This is a genomic window from Methyloceanibacter sp. (genome assembly GCF_049590335.1).
Taxonomy (GTDB): domain Bacteria; phylum Pseudomonadota; class Alphaproteobacteria; order Rhizobiales; family Methyloligellaceae; genus Methyloceanibacter.
On record NZ_JBAWCQ010000083.1, the window covers coordinates 1 to 18,594 of the forward strand.

Annotated in this window: 22 protein-coding genes; 12 read left to right on the forward strand and 10 right to left on the reverse strand. The window is 62.9% G+C overall.

The annotated features are described in order from the left end of the window. The coding region (locus WBQ77_RS06350) for a class I SAM-dependent RNA methyltransferase (protein WP_424059429.1) at positions 1-1,165 on the reverse strand (1,165 nt) is incomplete at its 3' end. Then, complete coding sequence (locus tag WBQ77_RS06355) at positions 1,155-1,901, reverse strand: TlyA family RNA methyltransferase (protein WP_424059431.1); 747 nt, start codon at positions 1,899-1,901, stop codon at positions 1,155-1,157. The genes WBQ77_RS06350 and WBQ77_RS06355, both read right to left, overlap by 11 nt. 309 nt (positions 1,902-2,210) lie before the next feature. On the opposite strand from WBQ77_RS06355, the gene WBQ77_RS06360 reads away from it, so the two are divergent. Further along, positions 2,211-2,699: a hypothetical protein gene (locus WBQ77_RS06360; protein WP_424059433.1), complete on the forward strand. Its 489-nt coding sequence runs from the start codon at positions 2,211-2,213 to the stop codon at positions 2,697-2,699. On the opposite strand, the gene dxs is transcribed toward WBQ77_RS06360, so the two are convergent. The 3 genes from dxs to WBQ77_RS06375 all read right to left on the reverse strand — a co-directional run bounded on the left by dxs (position 2,696) and on the right by WBQ77_RS06375 (position 5,987). Continuing rightward, a complete protein-coding gene (gene dxs / locus WBQ77_RS06365) occupies positions 2,696-4,624 on the reverse strand; it encodes a 1-deoxy-D-xylulose-5-phosphate synthase (RefSeq protein ID WP_424041354.1) in 1,929 nt (642 codons plus the stop codon). The two genes, WBQ77_RS06360 and dxs, sit on opposite strands and share 4 nt — an antisense overlap. A 148-nt stretch (positions 4,625-4,772) precedes the next feature. After that, entirely contained in the window at positions 4,773-5,030 is a 258-nt protein-coding gene (locus WBQ77_RS06370; protein ID WP_424041356.1) for an exodeoxyribonuclease VII small subunit, read from the reverse strand. A 30-nt stretch (positions 5,031-5,060) separates the two neighbouring features. Then, positions 5,061-5,987, reverse strand: a complete 927-nt coding sequence (locus WBQ77_RS06375) for a histone deacetylase family protein (RefSeq protein WP_424041357.1) — start codon at positions 5,985-5,987, stop codon at positions 5,061-5,063. Positions 5,988-6,093: 106 nt separating this feature from the next. Between WBQ77_RS06375 and WBQ77_RS06380 the strand changes: the two genes are divergently transcribed. The 3 genes from WBQ77_RS06380 to WBQ77_RS06390 are packed head-to-tail and all read left to right on the forward strand — an operon-like array spanning position 6,094 to position 9,215. Further along, positions 6,094-7,044, forward strand: coding sequence for an L-threonylcarbamoyladenylate synthase (locus WBQ77_RS06380; RefSeq protein ID WP_424059434.1), 951 nt, complete (start codon positions 6,094-6,096; stop codon positions 7,042-7,044). Positions 7,045-7,053: 9 nt separating this feature from the next. After that, on the forward strand, positions 7,054-8,505 hold the full coding sequence (locus WBQ77_RS06385; RefSeq protein ID WP_424059436.1) for an FAD-binding oxidoreductase: 1,452 nt from the start codon (positions 7,054-7,056) through the stop codon (positions 8,503-8,505). 32 nt (positions 8,506-8,537) lie between these two features. Continuing rightward, positions 8,538-9,215, forward strand: coding sequence for an O-methyltransferase (locus tag WBQ77_RS06390; RefSeq protein WP_424041361.1), 678 nt, complete (start codon positions 8,538-8,540; stop codon positions 9,213-9,215). A gap of 7 nt (positions 9,216-9,222) precedes the next feature. On the opposite strand, the gene WBQ77_RS06395 is transcribed toward WBQ77_RS06390, so the two are convergent. Next, a complete protein-coding gene (locus WBQ77_RS06395; protein ID WP_424041362.1) occupies positions 9,223-10,107 on the reverse strand; it encodes a polyphosphate kinase 2 family protein in 885 nt (294 codons plus the stop codon). 26 nt (positions 10,108-10,133) lie between these two features. Next, positions 10,134-10,850: an SOS response-associated peptidase gene (locus WBQ77_RS06400; protein ID WP_424059438.1), complete on the reverse strand. Its 717-nt coding sequence runs from the start codon at positions 10,848-10,850 to the stop codon at positions 10,134-10,136. Positions 10,851-10,935: 85 nt separating this feature from the next. Here WBQ77_RS06400 and WBQ77_RS06405 point away from each other — a divergent pair, with 85 nt between their 5' ends. From WBQ77_RS06405 to WBQ77_RS06415, 3 genes are all read left to right on the forward strand, one after another. Then, entirely contained in the window at positions 10,936-11,526 is a 591-nt protein-coding gene (locus WBQ77_RS06405; RefSeq protein WP_424059440.1) for a hypothetical protein, read from the forward strand. A 93-nt stretch (positions 11,527-11,619) separates the two neighbouring features. Beyond that, positions 11,620-12,225 carry a TIGR02301 family protein gene (locus tag WBQ77_RS06410; RefSeq protein ID WP_424041368.1) on the forward strand — a complete coding sequence of 202 codons (606 nt, stop codon included), beginning with the start codon at positions 11,620-11,622 and terminating at the stop codon, positions 12,223-12,225. A 90-nt stretch (positions 12,226-12,315) separates the two neighbouring features. Next, a complete protein-coding gene (locus WBQ77_RS06415) occupies positions 12,316-12,579 on the forward strand; it encodes a hypothetical protein (RefSeq protein WP_424041370.1) in 264 nt (87 codons plus the stop codon). 10 nt (positions 12,580-12,589) lie between these two features. Here WBQ77_RS06415 and WBQ77_RS06420 read toward each other — a convergent pair whose 3' ends face one another. Continuing rightward, complete coding sequence (locus tag WBQ77_RS06420) at positions 12,590-13,237, reverse strand: LysE family translocator (protein ID WP_424059443.1); 648 nt, start codon at positions 13,235-13,237, stop codon at positions 12,590-12,592. Between the two features lie 148 nt (positions 13,238-13,385). Here WBQ77_RS06420 and WBQ77_RS06425 point away from each other — a divergent pair, with 148 nt between their 5' ends. Beyond that, entirely contained in the window at positions 13,386-13,985 is a 600-nt protein-coding gene (locus WBQ77_RS06425) for a hypothetical protein (protein WP_424041374.1), read from the forward strand. Between the two features lie 8 nt (positions 13,986-13,993). Here the strand turns inward: WBQ77_RS06425 and WBQ77_RS06430 are convergent, their stop codons facing one another. Continuing rightward, complete coding sequence (locus WBQ77_RS06430; RefSeq protein WP_424059444.1) at positions 13,994-15,343, reverse strand: dihydroorotase; 1,350 nt, start codon at positions 15,341-15,343, stop codon at positions 13,994-13,996. Between the two features lie 75 nt (positions 15,344-15,418). Here WBQ77_RS06430 and WBQ77_RS06435 point away from each other — a divergent pair, with 75 nt between their 5' ends. Both WBQ77_RS06435 and WBQ77_RS06440 read left to right on the forward strand, forming a co-directional pair. Next, positions 15,419-16,333 (forward strand): YgfZ/GcvT domain-containing protein, encoded by a 915-nt coding sequence (locus WBQ77_RS06435; protein ID WP_424059446.1) that lies wholly within the window; start codon positions 15,419-15,421, stop codon positions 16,331-16,333. Next, positions 16,330-16,911: a DNA-3-methyladenine glycosylase I gene (locus WBQ77_RS06440; protein ID WP_424042063.1), complete on the forward strand. Its 582-nt coding sequence runs from the start codon at positions 16,330-16,332 to the stop codon at positions 16,909-16,911. The genes WBQ77_RS06435 and WBQ77_RS06440 overlap by 4 nt, the downstream gene beginning before the upstream one ends. 12 nt (positions 16,912-16,923) lie before the next feature. Here WBQ77_RS06440 and WBQ77_RS06445 read toward each other — a convergent pair whose 3' ends face one another. Beyond that, a complete protein-coding gene (locus WBQ77_RS06445; RefSeq protein ID WP_424042065.1) occupies positions 16,924-17,163 on the reverse strand; it encodes a DUF2188 domain-containing protein in 240 nt (79 codons plus the stop codon). Positions 17,164-17,357: 194 nt separating this feature from the next. On the opposite strand from WBQ77_RS06445, the gene WBQ77_RS06450 reads away from it, so the two are divergent. Then, positions 17,358-17,972 (forward strand): YfbR-like 5'-deoxynucleotidase, encoded by a 615-nt coding sequence (locus WBQ77_RS06450; RefSeq protein ID WP_424042066.1) that lies wholly within the window; start codon positions 17,358-17,360, stop codon positions 17,970-17,972. Positions 17,973-18,015: 43 nt separating this feature from the next. Beyond that, positions 18,016-18,591: a tyrosine phosphatase family protein gene (locus WBQ77_RS06455; protein WP_424059448.1), complete on the forward strand. Its 576-nt coding sequence runs from the start codon at positions 18,016-18,018 to the stop codon at positions 18,589-18,591. Positions 18,592-18,594: the final 3 nt, after the last annotated feature.

The following is an 18,594-nucleotide window of genomic DNA, read 5'->3' on the forward strand; positions in this document are numbered from 1 at the left end:
TCACGCGCGTGATCTGGTAACCCCCGTCGACGAGAATGCGTAAGTCACGGGCCAAGGTACCTGGATTGCACGAGACAGCGACAAGGCACTCCACTTGCGACTTGGCAAACTGCTCGGCTTGGGCGGCTGCGCCTGCACGCGGCGGATCGAAGACAACCGCGTCGTATGACTTCAACTCCTGCCAGCCCAGGGGGTCTTGAAACAGATCGCGCCGGTGTCCGCGCATGGGCTTCAGCTTCGGCGTATGCCGGGCTGCTTCCTCGAGCGCCGCAAGGGCCTCGGCACTGTTCTCATAAGCATCGACGGATGCGCTTTCGGCGAGCGCGAAGGAAAACGTCCCAAGGCCGGAAAACAGATCGGCCAAGCGTTTCGCCTTCCCCACGCCCTCGCAAACAAGGGCGACAACCTCTGCTTCGGCGGCGGGGGAGGCTTGGAGGAAGGCTCCCGGGGACAACCGGACCTCGGCCCTGCCGAGGCGCAGCGTAGGTGGCGTGAGCATCACGCTTTCATCGCCCACGGTGATGCGCGCGATGCCCTGTGCGCCAGCTGTGCCTACGAGCTTCGCGAGCGCCGTCTCGGGCGGTGGCGCACCCTCCAGCACTACGTCGAGCCCGTTTTCGGTTTCGGTGATGCCGACCCGCGCCTCGGACCGGCTGCCCAGCAACGGAAACAGCATCGCCTTGAGGGCCGGCAGGGCCGCGACGATCGCCGGCGACAGGATCGGGCAAACTTCCGTCTCGATCGTGTCGTGGGAGCGGGCGCGGCGATATCCCAATACGGCGTCCTTGCCACGCCGTTCAAGAGAGAAGGTCGCACGCCGCCGACTTCCCAGCGGCACCGGGCGCACTGGCTCAACCGGCACATCGAGCCCACGCGAAGCCAAGGCCTGGACCACGAGTTCGCGCTTCCACGCCAAATAGGCTTGCGTCTCTATATGCTGCAGGGAGCAGCCGCCGCACGCACCGAAATGCGGGCAAACCGGCGCGACACGCTCCGGGCTGGCGTCGAGCACCGCGAGGCAGTCGGCATGTTTTCCGTCCCGAGCCACCTCGGCCATGACCCGCTCGCCCGGCAGCGTGAACGGCACGAAGAGCGGCCCACCGGGCGATTCGGCGATCCCGTCCCCTTGGGCGCCAAGCCGGTCGATTGTCAGCTCAACCCTCATGCCGGGCCCCGATCAGATATTCCACATTGCCGCTGCCCCCGGTGATCGGCGACTCGATCACGCCAAGAACACGCCAGCCTTCGGCCTCCAGAAAGTCCCGCACGCGGCCGATGGCACGCTGCCGATCCGCGTCGTCGCGCACCAGGCCGCCCTTTCCAACCGCCGCGCGGCCCGCCTCGAATTGCGGCTTTACCAGCGCCGCGAGCCACGCGCCGGGAGCGGCGCGGACAAGCGCGGCAGGCAGAGCCTGGGTCAGGCTGATGAAGCTGACATCGGCGGTGATGGCCGAGACCGCATCGGGCACCATGGTCTGATCGATATGGCGCGCATCGGCCGCTTCCAGACTGACCACACGTGGATCGGTCCGCAAACGTGCATGAAGTTGATCGCGGCCCACATCGACGGCATAGACCTTCGCCGCGCCCCGGGTGAGCAAAACTTCCGTGAAGCCGCCGGTCGAGGCGCCGACATCCAACGCAAATTGACCATCGGGCGAGAGCTGGAAGGCCTCCAGCGCGGCGATGAGTTTCAAGCTCCCGCGGGAAACATGTGTGTCCGTGCCTGGCGTGAGAGCAAGCTCCACATCGTCCGCAATCGTCGCACCGGGCTTTGTCGCAAGTTCGCCTGACGCCAAGACGCAGCCCCGGCGAATGAGATCGGCGGCTTGCGCGCGTGAGGGCGCCAACCCCTCGTCCACCAACCGCCGATCGATGCGCTGTTTTCTATGGTTGGCCACGATGCTTTCTCACATGCTCCGGTCTGCGGCGCGAATGTTCGCCGCGCCTATCTCCTGAGGCACGGCCTACTTGAGCCAAGAATCCCTATGGGCCAAGAGTCCGTTAGCCGAGACAGTTCGGCTTACCTAACCGAAAAGTGCGCGCTCCGATATCGCGGCGTGTCCGGCGGCTTCGGCGTTTTCCCCTGCTCGGTCATCGCTACAGGCGATCTGATCGGCATCTGGAGTGGGACCGCGGCCTGCTTCGGTTTGCCAAAGCACTACTGCTCGACTAAGCCAAGTCAGCCCAACCCCGCGCCGGAGCCTTCCATGAAAATCCGACCTCTGCCTATTTGTCTCTTTCTCGCCGTCCTCGCAAGCACGGCTGGGTTTACAGCTTTTGTTGCGCATGCGGCAGACATTTGGCGCGTGAAGACGAGCGGCAGCTTCGTCGCGCTGCGCTACGGCGCCCTCGACGAGCAAGAGAAACCCGTCTTTCTACTCTCCTGCCTAAACGGCGTCGGCATCGCGGTCCTGTCAGTGCATATGGACTTCCCGGAGCGGGAGACGGGCGAAGCCATCACCATCGAATTTAGCGCCGGTGGGAAAACGGCGCCGGTGGCCGGCGAAACGGCGGCGGAGGACGGTACGGGAGTCATCTATGGCGAGGCCGGCGACATCGCCGTGACGCCTATTCTCAACATTCTCAAAGAGAAGGGCCCGGTCACGATTAAAGTGGGTGCGAACGACGTCGAACTCTCGATACAAGGCCGCGCTGAAACGGTGGCGGAGTTCTCCAAGGATTGCTCGTTAGACTAGGCGAGCCGGGCCGCGCCCGTCTTGTCGTTCTTGCCCAGCGCCATGAAGACCGCCTTAATGATCCCATCCGCATCGAGGCCGGCGGCCGCATACATCGCTGCGGGCTTGCCCTGATCGATGTAGCGATCAGGCAGCACCAGTGTCCGCACTTTGAGTGCGCCATCAATGAGACCGTCCGCGGCCAGCTGGTGCAGCACGTGACCGCCAAAGCCGCCCGTAGACCCCTCCTCCACGGTGAGCAGCACTTCGTGGTTCTTGGCGAGGTCGCGGATGAGATCGACATCCAGTGGCTTGGCAAAACGTGCATCGGCCACGGTTGTCGGGAGCCCGAAACCGGAAAGCTCGTCTGCCGCCGCAAGGCACTCGCCGAGACGCGCGCCGAAGCATAGGAGCGCAACCGTCGAGCCTTCCCGCACAATACGGCCCTTGCCGATTTCGAGCGGTGTGCCGCGCGCGGGCAGGTCTACGCCAGTGCCATTGCCCCGCGGATAGCGGAAGGCAGTGGGGCGATCGTCGACCGCCGCCGCCGTCGCCGTCATATGCATGAGCTCTGCTTCATCCGCCGCCGCCATAACGATCATATTCGGCAGGCAGGTCAGAAACGCCGTATCGAACGAGCCCGCATGTGTGGGACCGTCAGCCCCAACGAGGCCGGCACGGTCGATGGCGAACCGGACCGGGAGCTTCTGCACCGACACGTCATGAACCACCTGATCATAGGCGCGCTGCAGGAAGGTCGAGTAGATCGTGGCGAATGGCTTGTACCCTTCCGATGCGAGCCCTGCGGCAAAGGTTACAGCGTGCTGTTCGGCGATACCAACATCGAAGCAGCGGTCGGGAAATTCCTCGCCGAACTTGTCGAGCCCCGTGCCAGACGGCATCGCGGCCGTGATGGCCACGACCCTGTCATCGGCCTTGGCTTCCTCGATAAGCGCTTTGGCGTAAACTTTCGTATAGCCGGGCGGACCGCCGGGGGCCGCCTTTTCCTGCGTGCCCGTCACGACATTGAAGCGGCTGACGCCGTGATATTTGTCGGCGGACTCTTCGGCCGGGCCGTAGCCCTTGCCCTTCTGGGTGACCACATGGACCAGGATCGGCCCGTTCTGCATCTTCTTGACGTTGCGCAGCACGGGCAGAAGGTGGTCGAGATTGTGCCCATCGATGGGGCCCACATAGTAGAACCCCAGCTCCTCGAACAGCGTGCCGCCGGTCCAGAAGCCACGCGTGAACTCTTCCACGCGAGCGGCTTGGCGCTGCCAGCGGCCCGGCAGCACTTTACGCGCCGCCTGCTTCATCCAGCGGCGGAAGCTGCGATAGGTACCCCCTGAGATCAACCGCGCCAGATGCGCACTCATGGCGCCGACAGGCGGGGCGATCGACATGTCGTTGTCGTTGAGGACCACGATCAGCCGCGAGTCCATTGCGCCCGCGTTGTTCATGGCCTCATAGGCCATGCCGGCACTCATGGCGCCATCGCCGATCACAGCCACGACATTGTTGGCCCCGCCGGACAGATCCCGCGCCACAGCCATGCCGAGGCCGGCCGAGATTGACGTGGAAGAGTGGCCCGCGCCGAACGGATCGTATTCGCTCTCCGCTCGCTTGCAGAAGCCGGACAGGCCGCCGGGTGCGCGCAAGGTACGGATTCGGTCGCGCCGGCCTGTGATGATCTTATGGGGATAGCACTGGTGGCCCACATCCCAGATCAGCCGGTCCGCGGGCGTATCGAAGACGTGGTGGAGCGCGACTGTCAATTCGACCACGCCGAGCCCCGCGCCCAGATGTCCGCCCGTCTCCGACACGGCGCTGATGGTCTCTTGGCGAAGCTCGCCCGCGAGGCGCTTCAACTCGCCATCCGTGAGCTGACGCAGATCCTTCGGCGTCTGAATTTTGTCCAGCAATGGCGTGGCGTTCTCGGCGCTCATACGCTTTCCTATAGGAGCGCTCTCTTCGCGAACACTCTAGTGTTAAAATCTTCCGCAGTATCAACGCGTTATCGCAAGCTTATCTGGCCCGCCTCACGCTGGCAACGTCTCCAAAAATACTTCAATGCCAGCGTCGATTAAGCGCCGGTCATTCTCCCACGTCGAGGGGCTCAACGCCGCTCGGCGCGCCATCTTGATTGAGGGTGATTTTTTCCACGCGCGCCTCGGCGCTGCGCAGAAGTTTGTCGCAATGGGCGCGTAGGGCTTCGCCCCGTTCGTAAATCGCAATCGAGGCTTCAAGCTCCACATCGCCCTTTTCCAGGCGGTCGACGATGGTCTCAAGCTCCTTGAGCGCGTCCTCGAAGCTAAGCGTGGTGATATCGGTCGTGCCGGACGATTTAGCCATGCTTTGAATTAGCGGTTTCCAGGTTTTCCCTCAAGCACCCATCAGCGTCCTGACATGGACTGCGGTGGACGAAGCGAGTGCGTCAAGATCGTAGCCCCCCTCCAGAACCGAAACGAGCCGGCCACCGGAATGTTTCGCCGCCGCCTCGAGCAGCGTCTCCGTGACCCACGCGAAATCGTCCTCTTGCAGCCTCAGTTGCGCCAACGGATCTTTGACATGGGCATCGAAACCCGCCGAAACAAGCAAGAAATCTGGCGCGAAGGCATTGAGCGCGGGCATGATGCGCGTCGAGAACGCCGACCGGAAATTCTCCCCGTCATCCCCAGGCGCGAGCGGTGCGTTCCAAATGTTGCCGACGCCCGTCTCGTCCTTGGCGCCGGTCCCCGGAAACAGCGGCATCTGATGTGTCGAGCCGTAAAACAGGTCCTTGTCGTTCCAGAACGCGGCCTGGGTGCCGTTGCCATGATGGACGTCGAAGTCCACCACGGCCACGCGGGACGCCCCGTGAACGGCGCGCGCGTGCAGCGCCGCGACCCCGATACAATTGAACAGACAAAAGCCCATGGCGCGGGACGGCTCGGCATGGTGGCCAGGCGGACGAACGGCGCAGAATGCATTGTCCGCCGTCCCGGCCATGACTTGGTCCACGGCCCGAGTGGCGGCCCCTGTCGCCCGCAAGACCGCCTCCCAGCTTCCCGGCGAGACCACAGTGTCCGGGTCCAGCGAGTTATGCAGCTCCTTGGGGATCCCGGCCTTGATCTTGGCGACATACGCCTCCGGGTGCAGCCGCTCGATGGCGGCAAGCTCGGCCAGCGGCGCTTTCTCGCGCTGCAGACCCGAGAAGTCCTTGGCGGCCAAGGCGCGTTCGATGGCGCGCAGCCGGGCGGGCTGCTCGGGATGGCCGAAACCCGTGTCATGCGCGAGGCAGGCCGGGTGGGTGAGAAGCAGCGTTGTCATGCGATCCTTGGGGTTTCCGGCCCGCATGATACCTCACTTGGACCGTCGGGTCAGCGTGGCCTCTCAACTTGACCTCTCACGGAGGACAGGCGACACGGGACGGGACATGCCTGTTCTCCCCGCTACAGACCAGACGATCGCCCGCGCCGCGGCCGCGCTGACCGCCGGAGATATTGTCGCCTTCCCCACCGAGACCGTCTACGGACTGGGCGCCGACGCCCGCGATTCGAAAGCCGTCACCAAGATTTTCGCCGCCAAGGAGCGGCCCCGTTTCAACCCGCTGATCGTACATGTCCCCGATACCGCCACCGCCGAAACACATGCGGTGTTCGGTGCGGAGGCGCGCGCGCTGGCCGACACCTTCTGGCCCGGTCCCTTGTCAATCGTGGCGCCGAAACGGTCAGATTCGGGGCTGGCCGACCTCGTCACAGCCGGGCTCGACACGGTCGCCTTGCGGGTGCCCGGACACCCGGTCGCGCGGGCTCTTCTGGAGACGGTGAGGTTCCCTATCGCTGCGCCGAGCGCCAACCGCTCGGGCCGGATCAGCCCGACAGAGGCCACCCATGTGGCGTCCGAACTTGGCGAGGTCCCGGCTATGATCCTAGATGGCGGTCCGTGTACGCGCGGCCTTGAATCGACCGTGGTGAGCGTTGTGGGGACGCATCCGACTTTACTGCGCCTTGGCGCCGTACCGAGGGGCGAAATCGAAGCCGTTCTGGGGCACCCCATCGGCCTTGCGGGCGAAGATGCTCCTATCGCCTCGCCCGGCCAGCTCGAACGCCACTATGCGCCCCAGACACCCTTGCGCCTCAACGCAACGATCGTGGAGGCCGGCGAAGCATTACTGGCCTTCGGTCCGGACACGCCCGAGTGCGCGGGCATGACCATAAATCTCAGCGCTTCAGGCGACCTCAACGAAGCGGCCACACACCTTTTCGCGGCGCTGCGAACGCTTGACGAAAGCGGCGCGCGTGGAATCGCCGTCATGCCCATTCCCGAAGAAGGCCTCGGCGAAGCGATCAACGACCGCTTGCGGCGCGCGGCCAAGGCGGGTTAGCCCTGTGCCATGAGCGACGCTGCCACCCGCGCGACCAACAAGCTGCTGCCGCCTACCGCGGAGACAATGACCGCGCTCGCGAACATCGTGGGCGCGCAGCACGCGTTGCGCGATCCGGATCGGATGGCGCCCTATCTTACCGAATGGCGCGACCGCTACCGGGGCGAAGCGGCAATCGTGCTGAAGCCCGGCTCGACCGACGAGGTCGCGGCCGTGCTGAAAACCGCTAACGCGGCGCGGGCCGCGATCGTGCCCCAAGGCGGCAATACCGGGCTTGTGGGCGCGCAGATACCCGACGAGAGCGGCAGCCAGATCGTGCTGTCCTTGGAACGCCTGACGCATATTCGCGATGTGGATCTGGCCTCGAATACGATGACGGTCGAGGCGGGCCTCACGCTTGCCGGCGCCCAGGAGAGCGCCAAAAGCGTGGGGCGCCTGTTTCCGTTGAGCCTTGCCTCGGAGGGGAGCTGCCAGATCGGCGGCGTGCTCTCCACCAATGCGGGCGGGCTTGCTGTGCTTGCTTATGGGAACGCCCGGGATCTCGCGCTGGGGCTTGAGGTGGCGCTCGCGGACGGGCGCGTCTGGCATGGGCTGAAGGCCTTGCGCAAAGACAACACGGGCTACGACCTCAAAAATCTCTTTATCGGCGCCGAGGGGACACTCGGCGTGATCACGGCGGCCGTTTTGCGGCTCTTTCCTCGCCCGGCCGAACAGGTCACCTGCCTGGCGGGCTTGGCCGACCTGGAGGACGCGACGGAGCTTCTAGCCCGGATGCGCGAGGCGGCTGGCCCCATGCTCACCGCCTTCGAGATTCTTCCGCGGATCGGTCTCGACTTCGCCATCAAACACGGCACCTCCCTGCACGACCCGCTCAGAACGCCTCACTCCTGGTATGTGCTCATGGAAATCTCCAGCCCGCTTGCCGGCGATGCGGTCCTGACGCTGATAGAATCGCAGCTTGGCGATGCCATCGACGCCGGCGAGGTCGAGGACGCGGTTCTGGCGAAGTCCGCCAAGCAGACGCGCGAACTCTGGCAGCTTCGCGAAGTGATGAGCGAGGTCCAAAAGCACGAAGGCGGCAGCATCAAACATGACGTGTCCGTCCCGACTGGACGCTTGCCGGAATTCATCGACCGGGCAAACCAGCTCGTGGAGCTGATGATCCCCGGCGCCCGGCCCGTCCCCTTCGGCCATCTCGGCGACGGCAATATCCACTACAATGTCAGCCAACCGGTCGGCATGGACAAGAACGTCTATCTGTCGAATTGGGAGGCGCTGAATGCCGCCGTGCACGAGATCGTACTGGACCTCGGCGGCTCCATCAGCGCCGAACATGGAATTGGGCGCATGAAGCGCGAACTTCTTCCTCATGCTAAAGGCGCCGTCGCAATCGACCTTATGCGGTCGATCAAGGCGAGTTTCGATCCGAACGGCATTCTCAACCCAGGCAAGCTGCTATGAGCAAAAATACGCCGCCACAAAAACCACCCCACATGACTCAGGACGACAAGTGGAACGCGATCGACGACTTCATCGTCGAGACCTTCCTGGAGGAAGACCCGGCTCTTGAGGTGGCTCAGGCTGCCTGCGACGCCGCGGGTCTGCCGAAAATCCAGGTCGCACCGTTGCAGGGCAAGCTCCTGATGATGCTCGCCCGGGCCTTACAGGCGCGCAGCATCCTGGAAGTCGGCACACTTGGCGGCTACAGCACGATCTGGCTTGCCCGCGGACTCGCAGAAGGCGGCCGCGTTACCACGCTCGAACTCGATCCCCGCCATGCGGAGATTGCCGAAAGAAATTTCGAAAATGCCGGGCTCGCAGACTGCGTCACGGTACGCGTCGGCTCTGCGCTTGAGAGCATGGCCGCGTTGCATTCTGAAAGCTTCGGCCCATTCGACCTTGTGTTCATCGACGCCGACAAGCCCAGCACGCCCGACTATTTCGACTGGGCCGTGAAGCTCGCCCGCGTTGGGTCGCTCATCGTCGTGGACAACGTCGTGCGCGAGGGCGCGATCCTCGCCGCACAAAGCGACAACAAGCACATCAAAGGCTTGCGCGCATTCTATGCACGCGCGGCGGCCGATCCGCGCGTGACCGCGACCGCGTTTCAGACCGTGGGGCATAAGGGCCATGACGGTCTTGCCATCGTGCAGGTTACGCAAGCGCCGTAACGCGCGCCTACTTATCCTCGTCCAAGAGCTCTTTGTGGGCGGCATCGATTTCCGCTGCGTCATCGCTGGACATTTTCGGGAAGCTGGGATCGAGCGCCTTGATGTGTTCGGCCACCACGCCGGCGACGACGAGCCGGGCGAACCACTTCTTGTTACATGGCACCACATACCATGGGGAATGCTCCGTCGCCGTATTGCGGATCATGTCCTCATAGACGCTCTGGTATTTGTCCCAGAGCCTTCGCTCGGCGACGTCGGCGGCCGAAAATTTCCAGATCTTGTCCGGATCCTCCAAACGCGCGAGCAGACGTTCCCGCTGCTCCTTCCTCGAGATGTTGAGGAAGAACTTGATGGGCAACGTGCCGTTGCGCGCCAGATGCCGCTCGAAGTTGTTGATGTCCTGATAGCGCTCTTTCCAGATGTCCTTGGTAACGAGCTCGGGCGGCAGATTCTGATGCTGAAGCAGCTCCGGGTGCACGCGTACGACGATAACATCCTCGTAGTACGACCGATTGAAGATGCCAATATGTCCGCGCATGGGCAGTGCCCGATACGCGCGCCAGAGATAATCGTGCGCTAGCTCCAAATGGCTCGGCTGCTTGAAGGAACTTACGGAGACCCCTTGCGGGTTCACACCCGTCAGCACGTGTTTGATGATGCCGTCTTTGCCGGCCGTATCGATCCCCTGCAGGACCATGAGAACGGCCCAATGGCCTTCCGCGTAGAGGCGCTGCTGCAGTCTCGATAGACGCTTGACGCCGAGTTCGAGAAGCTCCTCGCCGTCCTTCTTGGTGAAATCGACGTTCCCCGAATCGTCGGGGTCGAAATCCTTAAGCTTGAAGCCGTCGCCCTTTGTGACCCGGTAACGGTCGAGAATTTTGTCTGGCAGCATGTCTCTCCCCTTTGTCGCCGGTTGGCCTAAAGCAATGGCGGCTGCGACGGCTTGTTTTTGTCGTCTTCGTCTTTTCGATCTTGTTTTTCGTTTCGATCTTGCCCGGTTTTCGGCTTCGTGCCGACTTTGCCGGGCAAGGGAATCGCCTCGAGTAGATCGTCGGGCGCGGGCCCCGTCATGGCAAGGGCTTCCTCAACACTGACATCCTTTGTATCGAGCCACGCATTATAGCAGTCCGGCGCGATGATGACGGGCATGCGGTTGTGGAGCGGAGCGACCGTGGCATTCGGCGCACAGGTGAGCATGGTTGCTGTGTCGATGACGCCGCCGTCCGGCTCGCTCCAACTTTCGTAAAGCCCCGCGAAGGCGAAGAGATGGGGCGGCTCTGGCCGCAACTGATAGGGGCGGCGCTGACCTTTGGGGCCCGTCCACTCGTAAAAGCCGTCCGCCGGGATCAAGCAGCGGCGCCGGCGCACGGCGTTGCGGAAGGACGGCTTGGCGAGAAGTTCCTCGGAGCGGGCGTTGAACAGGGTTGGGAAAGTCTTCGGATCCTTGACGAAGTGCGGCAGCAGGCCCCACCGCATCAAGCGGAACCGCCTCGCACCAGTCTCGTCCAGCAGAACGACCGCGATCGGTTCGGTCGGCCTGATATTGTCGCGCGGCGGAAAGTTGGGCTTGTCGCGATAGCCGAAATAGGCGCGGACCGCTTCAGGCGGCGAGGTCAGATCATAGCGAGAGCACATGGTTCAACGTTCAGAAATCTCAGCCTTTGTTAACCTCCTGGTAACCATGTTTGCACAACTCTTAATCGAGGAGCCAAACATGAACATGCCAAAGCGACAAGAGCTTAGCGCGACCAGCCCGGAAATCCAGGAAGACGTGAGCCGTGACGCTATTGCCTCGGCTTTCCAGAAAGCCATGGTCAGCCATCTGCGCTCCCATGTTCCTGGCACGAACATCAACGAACAGACCTTTCTGGCGGCTGACTATTTGAACCAGTTCCACGAGCTGGCGATGCTGCTGGAAGCGCTTCCCGCGGACCCCTCGAGCTTTGCGTCCGATCTGAACAGCTGGCACGCGGTGGACTATGAAGAGCACTTCCATCGCTCCCGGCTCAACGACAAGGACCTCGCCATCGCGGCCTATCGGCGATCACCCGAGAAGGTACGTGTACGGTTCGATTCCGCCATTGCGCGGCTTCAGGCCGAAGCGTTGAGGCTTGTGGCGAGGGTCGCACAGGCCCTCGACGGTCCGGCGGACCTCAAAATGACGTGCGACGGGGCTGCGGCGCGCTTGCGCGTTCTCATCGACGACGCCAATGCCATTGCCAATGGCTACCTTGCGGAGGAAGACGGCCGCGATGACGAGAGGCGCAGCCAGATTACCATCGACACGCTTTTCCGGCTCCGCAAAGGCTGAAGGCGGGCGCTGTGAGGCAAGACCCCACTCTATACGGGGCCCCTTCGCGCAGCACGGCTAGATTTCACCATGAATTGGCGTTAGTCAGACCTTATGGGACGGCTTGCGAAACCTTTAGCGCTGCTTTTGTGCGGGCTTTTTTGGGCCAGCACCGGCACTGTGAGCCATGTTTCCCCGGCAAACGCCCAGTTTTTCTGGCTCTTCGAGCAGAAAAAAGAGAAAAAGCGGACCCGGCCCGCGCGGCGGCGCAGGTCAAGCCTCCCCAAAATTGCACCCCCTGCGGAAGAATCCCTCGCCCCTCCGCCGCCTGACGATCGGCCCTATGATGAGAAGCTGATGCGGCTCGCCGAAATTCTGGGGGCCGTTCACTATTTGCGGGAGCTTTGCGGCGCCGAAGAAGGGCAGCTCTGGCGCGATCAGATGGGCGAAATCTTGCGGAACGAAGGGACCACCGGCGTTCGCCGCGCCAAGCTGGTCAACAAATTCAACGACGGCTACCGGGGCTACCGCCGGACCTACCGGACCTGCACGGAGTCCGCGACGCGGGCTACGCGCCGATTTTCGACCGAGGGCGCCGAACTCGCGTCCGCGCTGTCGCAGACATCGGTCTTCGCGAGCGGTCCTCAAGCGCAAATTCAGGCGCCGCAGCCCGAAGCCCAAGGCGCACAGCCGGGCGCTCCTAACGCGGCCCGAAATTAACCGTCAGTTTACTATCTTCCAGCGGAGCGGCGGCACGCATTGTAAGTGTGTCAGGCGAAATTCTATCGCGAGCGAGGGAGCACCCCGGGCGTGAGCACCGAAATCGGCACGGAACTGCATGGGAGCGACGACGGCGACACCCAGAAACAGGCGGCGCTGCAGTACATCATCGATGCCTGGGAGGATGCACTCCATGACGGTATCGAGCCCGAGATGCTGGCTAATGCGGCGCTGTTCGTCGCGCTGACGGACCTGATCGAAGTCTATGGCGAAGATGCCGTAGCCGATATGACTTCCCGCCTACCCCGCCGTATTCATCACGGTGAGTTCACCTTGCGTCGCACGGCACAATAGTTCGGCGCGCTTAGCCGAAGTGCCGCAGTCCGATCTCGATAATTAGAGCGGCCCCGAAAGCCAATAGAATGAACCCGGCGACGCGGTTGATCATTTTCAGCCGGTTGTCGGTCAGCTTGTGCCGGATCGTGGCGATCAGCTCGGACAGGCCGAGCCACCACAAGAGGCTGCCGCCCATGACGGCCGCGACCAGAATCAGAGCTTCGAGGTTTGTGTTGAGGCCGCCCATCAGCGAGCCCAGACCGCCGATCATGGCTGCCATGCCCAACACCGCGCCGGGATTCGTGACGGTCAGAATGAAGGTTTGGGGAATGATGCCCATGTGATCGAGGATATGCGAACGCTCATGGGGTGGGGTCGTCATCACTGGCCGCCGCAAAAGGAGCGCAAGTCCGAAAGCCACCAGAAGTACGCCGCCGACCAATTGAATCGTATCGCCGTAAGCGAGCATCCCATCGGAAATTGCCGCGATGCTGAATGCGCCGACCGCAGCCAGAACGCCATCGCCGAGGACCGCACCAAGACCGGCCGCCAGGCCTCCCCAGAACCCCTTCGCCATGGCCCGCTGAATCACCAACACGTTCACAGGGCCGATCGGCGCCGCCATCAGCAGTCCGATCCCGAGCCCGGCAAGCACGAGCTGGATAACGGACAGCACAATTTGCGCGCCTGCTTCCAAGTTCTGTCGCCTATTCGCTGGCTATCGATCGGGCTCGATCGCCACAATCCCGCAGTTAATTCCTAACGACCGAACTTGCAACTGACCGCGGTTCTGCGAGATTGACGCAAATCCTATGGAGTCTGGCATGAAACTACGGAATAACGTGGTCATGGTCGCCCTTGCGGCTTTGGTAACGGGCGTCGCGTTGCTTGTCTACGCCCCGGGCGGAACACGCGCCGCCGGCGAAAAACTGCCGGACCCTGTCGCCGAGGCCGCGCGATCGAGGACCGGCCCCAAGGTGCTGTACGACGCCACCGCCACGCCGAAACTTGTTCAGCGCATCCTTAAAATGATCATCGTCACGGCGCAGTCCGGCGACATCGAGGAGATGCGTGCGGTTCTCGAATCGAACGAACTCAAGCCCATGGTCGCGGCAAAGCATATCGACGACCCCATCGCCTATTGGAAAGCGCAGTCCGTAGACGGCACGGGCCGCGACATTCTCGCCACGATGCTCAACATGCTGAGCTCGGGATTTGTCCTGACGGGCAAGGGCGACGATGAAATGTATCTCTGGCCCTATTTCGCGGAGGCGGATCTGACCACGCTCACGCCCCGGCAACAGGTGGAGCTTTACCGGATGGTCCCGCCCGAAACGGCCAAGGCGATGTTGGCCTCCGGAAAGTACACCGGCTACCGCCTTGGGGTCGCGCCCAACGGCATCTGGCACTTTTTCCTGAAATAGAGCGGCCTCTAGAGCGATGCCGGCGCGCCTTGCGGAAGCCCCTCGCCGAAGCGGACGGGCTGCCCGGTCGCTTGTCCGAGTTCGCTTTCCCACATGGCCAGATGGCCCCGGATCACCGTGCCAATAGGCCAACCTTGGACCTTGCGGCCCGCAAACGGCGTCCAGCCTGCCTTGCTGCCGATCCAGTCATCTTCGATCACGCGTTCGGCCTTCAGATCGACAATCGTAAAGTCCGCGTCATAGCCCACGGCGATGCGGCCTTTGCAGGTGGTCCCGAACAGTCGCTGCGCGGCGGCACTTGTGAGATCGACGAAGCGGGCGAGCGTGAGTCGCCCCGCGTTGACGTGATCGAGCATGATCGGCACGAGCGTCTGCACGCCGGGCATGCCGGACGGCGTGGCGGGATAGGTGCCCGCCTTCTCCTCCAGCGTATGGGGCGCATGATCGGAGCCGATGATATCGACGACACCTTGTTGCAGCCCCCACCACAACAGCTCCTGGTGCGCCCGGTCCCGTATGGGCGGGTTCTGCTGGGCCTTCACCCCGAGACGCTCATAGGCCTCCGGGGCCACAAGCGTCAGATGCTGGGGCGTGACCTCCACGGTCGCAACGTCCTTGTTGTGCGACAGAAGCGCAATCTCGTCGCCTGTCGATATATGGAGAATGTGGATGCGCGCGCCTGTGGCTCTGGCAAGCCGCAACAGACGCTCGGTCGAATTGAGCGCGGCGACCGGGTCACGCCATTCCGAATGGCTCGAGGGATCGCCCACACGGCGAACCGAGAGCCGTTCGCGCAAGCGCGCCTCCCACTCGGAATGAATCGAGCAGCGGCGCCGTATCGTCGAGAAGATGCGCGTCAACGTTTCGTCGTCGTCGACAAGCAGGTTGCCCGTCGACGAGCCTGCGAAAATCTTGACGCCCGCCGCGCCCGGCAGCCTCTCCAGCTCCGGCAGATCGCCGGCATTGTCCCGGGTCGCGCCCACGAAGAACGCAAAGTCGCAATGCATGCGATCGGTGCCCGCTGCCACCTTCGCGGCCAAAGCCTCGGAGCTCGTGGTCGGGGGGCTTGTATTCGGCATCTCGAAAACCGCCGTGACGCCGCCAAGCACGGCTGCGCGGCTACCGGTCTCCAGATCCTCCTTGTGCTCCATGCCCGGCTCGCGGAAATGGACCTGGGTGTCGATCACACCCGGCAGGACATGGAGGCCGCGCACATCGACAGTGCGGCCCGCCCGGGTCGCGTCGATGTCACCGATAGCGCGAATCCGGCCATCGCGCACGCCAATGTCGACAGGCGCTTCGCCGGTGTGGTTTACTACCGTTCCGCCCTTGAAGAGGATGTCGAACGTCTCAACCATCGCGTATCGGCTTCTCCTTGTAGGGCAAATGCCCGGCACCCAAATCTCTTCACTTTGGTAGCAGAAGGGCACCCCATGAGTCATCGCGAAGAAGGCACCTGCCGCACAACTTCCCTCGCTGATCGCGGCGTATTGCGGGTCTCCAGCGCGGACGCCAAGACGTTTCTGCAGGGACTCCTCACCAACGACATGGAGACAACCGACGGCGGCGGCGCGATTCACGCCGGGTTATTGTCGCCGCAAGGGAAGATCCTGCATGACTTCTTCGTGCTACGGTGCGGGAACGACTATCTGATCGATGTGCCAGCAGACGAACTCGAGGCACTCGCGAAGCGCCTTTCTTTCTACAAATTGCGCTCCGATGTCATGATCGACGCGGAGCCCACCATGACGGTCGCCGCTGTCTGGGGTGACGCGTCCGCTCTGCCCGAAAAAGCCCTGCCCCATGAAGTGCTGCCCGACGGGACCCTGGCCGTCACGGACCCGAGGCTCCCGGCGCTTGGCCTGCGCGTGCTGTTGCCCAATGGAACCGTTCTGGACGAGGTCGCGTATGCGCCAGCAAGCGAAGCCGAGTACCACGCCCGCCGTATTGCCCTCGGCGTACCCCAAGGGGGGCGCGACTATGCCTATGGCGAAACCTTTCCCCATGAAGCGCTTTACGACCAGCTGGATGGTGTGGCCTTCGAAAAGGGCTGCTATATCGGCCAGGAGGTCGTATCGCGCATGCAGCACCGGGGCACCGCGCGGAAGCGCGTCGTTCCCATCGAAGGCGACGGGCCCTTGGAAGCGGGGGCGGAGGTGATGACGGGCAAACTGCCTGTGGGCACTATCGGTTCCGTGGACGGAACGCATGGACTCGCGTTACTGAGGCTGGATCGGGCGGCCTCGGCACAAGCGCAAGGGATACCGCTCAAGGCCGGAGACACGACAATCACGGTCCGGCTTCCGGACTATGCCACCTTCGAAATGCCGGTTGCCGAGGGCGTATGAGCGCCGGCAACCTCACCCGCTGTCCCTGGCCAGGGACCGACCCTCTCTACGTAGCCTATCACGATGAAGAATGGGGCGTGCCCGAGTATGACGCCCGGGCGCTCTACGAGAAACTGATTCTCGACGGCTTTCAGGCGGGGCTGGCCTGGATCACAATCCTGCGCAAACGCGACGCGTTTCGTGCCGCCTTCGACGGCTTCGAGCCGGAGAAAATCGCTCGGTACGACGCCAAGAAGGTCGAGGTGCTGATGGCCGACGCCGGTATCGTGCGCAACCGCCTCAAGATCGAAGGTACCATCCGGTCGGCCCAGGTTTGGCTCGACATGATGGAGACGGGCCCGGGATTTTCGGCGTTTCTCTGGGACTTCGTGGACGGAAAGCCCGTTCTCAACCGCTTCAAGGCCATGAACGATGTGCCCGCCGAGACGCCGCTATCGCGCGCGATGTCCAAGGAACTCAAAGCGCGCGGCTTCAAATTTTGCGGCCCCACGATCGTCTATGCGTTCATGCAAGCGACCGGTCTCGTCAACGATCACTTGACGAGTTGCCACAGACACAAGGCCTGCGCCGCCCTTTAAGAGTCGAGAGGTTCAGCCGCGTCCGCGCGGATCCATGCTGCGCGGATAGGTGCGTTCTTCCTGAATTTTGCCATCGCGCTTTCTGATACGCACCGAGCCCACCTTCTTGACGGCCCGCTCCAAGACGCCGCCCTTGGTCGCGTTGGCCTTGGTCTTGAATCGTTTTACGACTTCTCCAGATCCCTCTCGCTTCAGTTCCCACTTCTTGTTCTTGTCGTTATAGCTGAGGGAAAATCTCGGCAACTTCGCCATGTTGTGTTCTCCCAATAGTGCTTGGTCGTTTCCTTAATGCATCTTCAAGACCGTTATGATTGGCATCCGCGCAGTACATCGTCCATGTCTTTTTTGGCCTGCTCTTCTCTAACCTGTGGCCTGAGTGCTCAGCGCTGGTTTGACACTTGCGCCTTGTTTCCATCAGTGTCGCGCCACGCAACGAAGAGAGACCTTTGAACGTCACAGCCAATACGCAAGCGCCGCGCGCTTGGCAGCGCATGCTCAGTGGGCGGCGGCTGGATCTTCTCGATCCCTCGCCGCTCGACATCGAGGTCGAAGACATCGCGCACGGGCTGGCGCGCGTCGCTCGCTGGAACGGTCAGACACATGGCGACCACACCTTCTCCGTGGCCGAACACAGCCTGCTCGTCGAGGCGATCGCGCGGGATATCGCCCCATCCGCTTCGCCGGCAAACCAGCTCGCGGCGCTGCTCCACGATGCACCAGAATATGTCATCGGCGACCTGATCAGCCCCTTCAAGGCCGCCTTGTCGCTCGACTACCGCACCTTCGAAGGCAGGCTCCTCACGGCGATCCATGTCCGGTTCGGGCTACCGACAGAGCTTCCGGAAGAGACGAGCGCTCTAATCAAGCGCGCCGACAAGATCGCCGCCTATTACGAGGCCGTGGGGCTTGCGGGGTTCTCTCAAGCCGAAGCCCGGAAGTTCTTCGGTCAGCCCAAGGGCCTGAGCCCTGCTCTCGTCACAACTCTGACCGCGTTACGCCCTGTTCCCGCGTCAGAAGGCGAGGAAAGGTTCTTGAAACGCTTTCACGAGCTTGCCAGATGAATAACGTGCAGACGGCAGTCGAATCGCTGAATTAGGGAGGCCCATGGAAACGTTGACGTTCGATAGAGATGCCCTGACGGAGCCGGAGACCCTGTCCCCGGAGACACTGCTCGTCTGCCCGTTGAGTCTTGTCCAAACGACGGTCACGGTGGCGCGCGTGAGCCATCTGGTAACGCTGATCAACGGGGAAACCCTGATTGATACGCCGGAAACCATCGGTCATGACCGGCATTTGCGGCTGTCCATGAACGATATCGCCGAGCCCCGGGATGGACTCGTCGTGCCGAGCGAGGATCATGTGGCCACGCTCATCCGGTTCGCCGAGGACTGGGACCAGAAGGCACCGCTTCTCATTCATTGCTGGGCCGGCATCAGCCGTTCCACAGCAGGTGCCTTCGTCGTGCTGTGTGCGCTCAATCCGCGTGCGGACGAGCATTCGCTTGCCCGCGCCCTGCGCCGCGCATCCCCGACGGCCTATCCCAACCGGCGGATCGTCGCCCTCGCGGACAGCGTGCTCGACCGTGGCGGCCGCATGAGCGCGGCCGTGGATCATATCGGGCGCGGCCTTCTGGCCGAAGAAGGCAAGGTCTTTTCGCTGCCCGCGCGTCACGCGGCTTAGCGA

What these genes read in the sequence shown, in the direction of transcription:
- WBQ77_RS06435 (WP_424059446.1), top strand. Translation starts at nt 15,419, where the DNA reads ATGAGTCATCGCGAAGAAGGCACCTGCCGCACAACTTCCCTCGCTGAT.
- WBQ77_RS06380 (WP_424059434.1), top strand. Translation starts at nt 6,094, where the DNA reads ATGCCTGTTCTCCCCGCTACAGACCAGACGATCGCCCGCGCCGCGGCC.
- WBQ77_RS06360 (WP_424059433.1), top strand. Translation starts at nt 2,211, where the DNA reads ATGAAAATCCGACCTCTGCCTATTTGTCTCTTTCTCGCCGTCCTCGCA.
- WBQ77_RS06425 (WP_424041374.1), top strand. Translation starts at nt 13,386, where the DNA reads ATGAAACTACGGAATAACGTGGTCATGGTCGCCCTTGCGGCTTTGGTA.
- WBQ77_RS06430 (WP_424059444.1), bottom strand. Translation starts at nt 15,343, where the DNA reads ATGGTTGAGACGTTCGACATCCTCTTCAAGGGCGGAACGGTAGTAAAC.
- WBQ77_RS06445 (WP_424042065.1), bottom strand. Translation starts at nt 17,163, where the DNA reads ATGGCGAAGTTGCCGAGATTTTCCCTCAGCTATAACGACAAGAACAAG.
- WBQ77_RS06370 (WP_424041356.1), bottom strand. Translation starts at nt 5,030, where the DNA reads ATGGCTAAATCGTCCGGCACGACCGATATCACCACGCTTAGCTTCGAG.
- WBQ77_RS06390 (WP_424041361.1), top strand. Translation starts at nt 8,538, where the DNA reads ATGACTCAGGACGACAAGTGGAACGCGATCGACGACTTCATCGTCGAG.
- WBQ77_RS06455 (WP_424059448.1), top strand. Translation starts at nt 18,016, where the DNA reads ATGGAAACGTTGACGTTCGATAGAGATGCCCTGACGGAGCCGGAGACC.
- WBQ77_RS06440 (WP_424042063.1), top strand. Translation starts at nt 16,330, where the DNA reads ATGAGCGCCGGCAACCTCACCCGCTGTCCCTGGCCAGGGACCGACCCT.
- WBQ77_RS06395 (WP_424041362.1), bottom strand. Translation starts at nt 10,107, where the DNA reads ATGCTGCCAGACAAAATTCTCGACCGTTACCGGGTCACAAAGGGCGAC.
- dxs (WP_424041354.1), bottom strand. Translation starts at nt 4,624, where the DNA reads ATGAGCGCCGAGAACGCCACGCCATTGCTGGACAAAATTCAGACGCCG.
- WBQ77_RS06385 (WP_424059436.1), top strand. Translation starts at nt 7,054, where the DNA reads ATGAGCGACGCTGCCACCCGCGCGACCAACAAGCTGCTGCCGCCTACC.
- WBQ77_RS06400 (WP_424059438.1), bottom strand. Translation starts at nt 10,850, where the DNA reads ATGTGCTCTCGCTATGATCTGACCTCGCCGCCTGAAGCGGTCCGCGCC.
- WBQ77_RS06375 (WP_424041357.1), bottom strand. Translation starts at nt 5,987, where the DNA reads ATGACAACGCTGCTTCTCACCCACCCGGCCTGCCTCGCGCATGACACG.
- WBQ77_RS06410 (WP_424041368.1), top strand. Translation starts at nt 11,620, where the DNA reads ATGGGACGGCTTGCGAAACCTTTAGCGCTGCTTTTGTGCGGGCTTTTT.
- WBQ77_RS06405 (WP_424059440.1), top strand. Translation starts at nt 10,936, where the DNA reads ATGCCAAAGCGACAAGAGCTTAGCGCGACCAGCCCGGAAATCCAGGAA.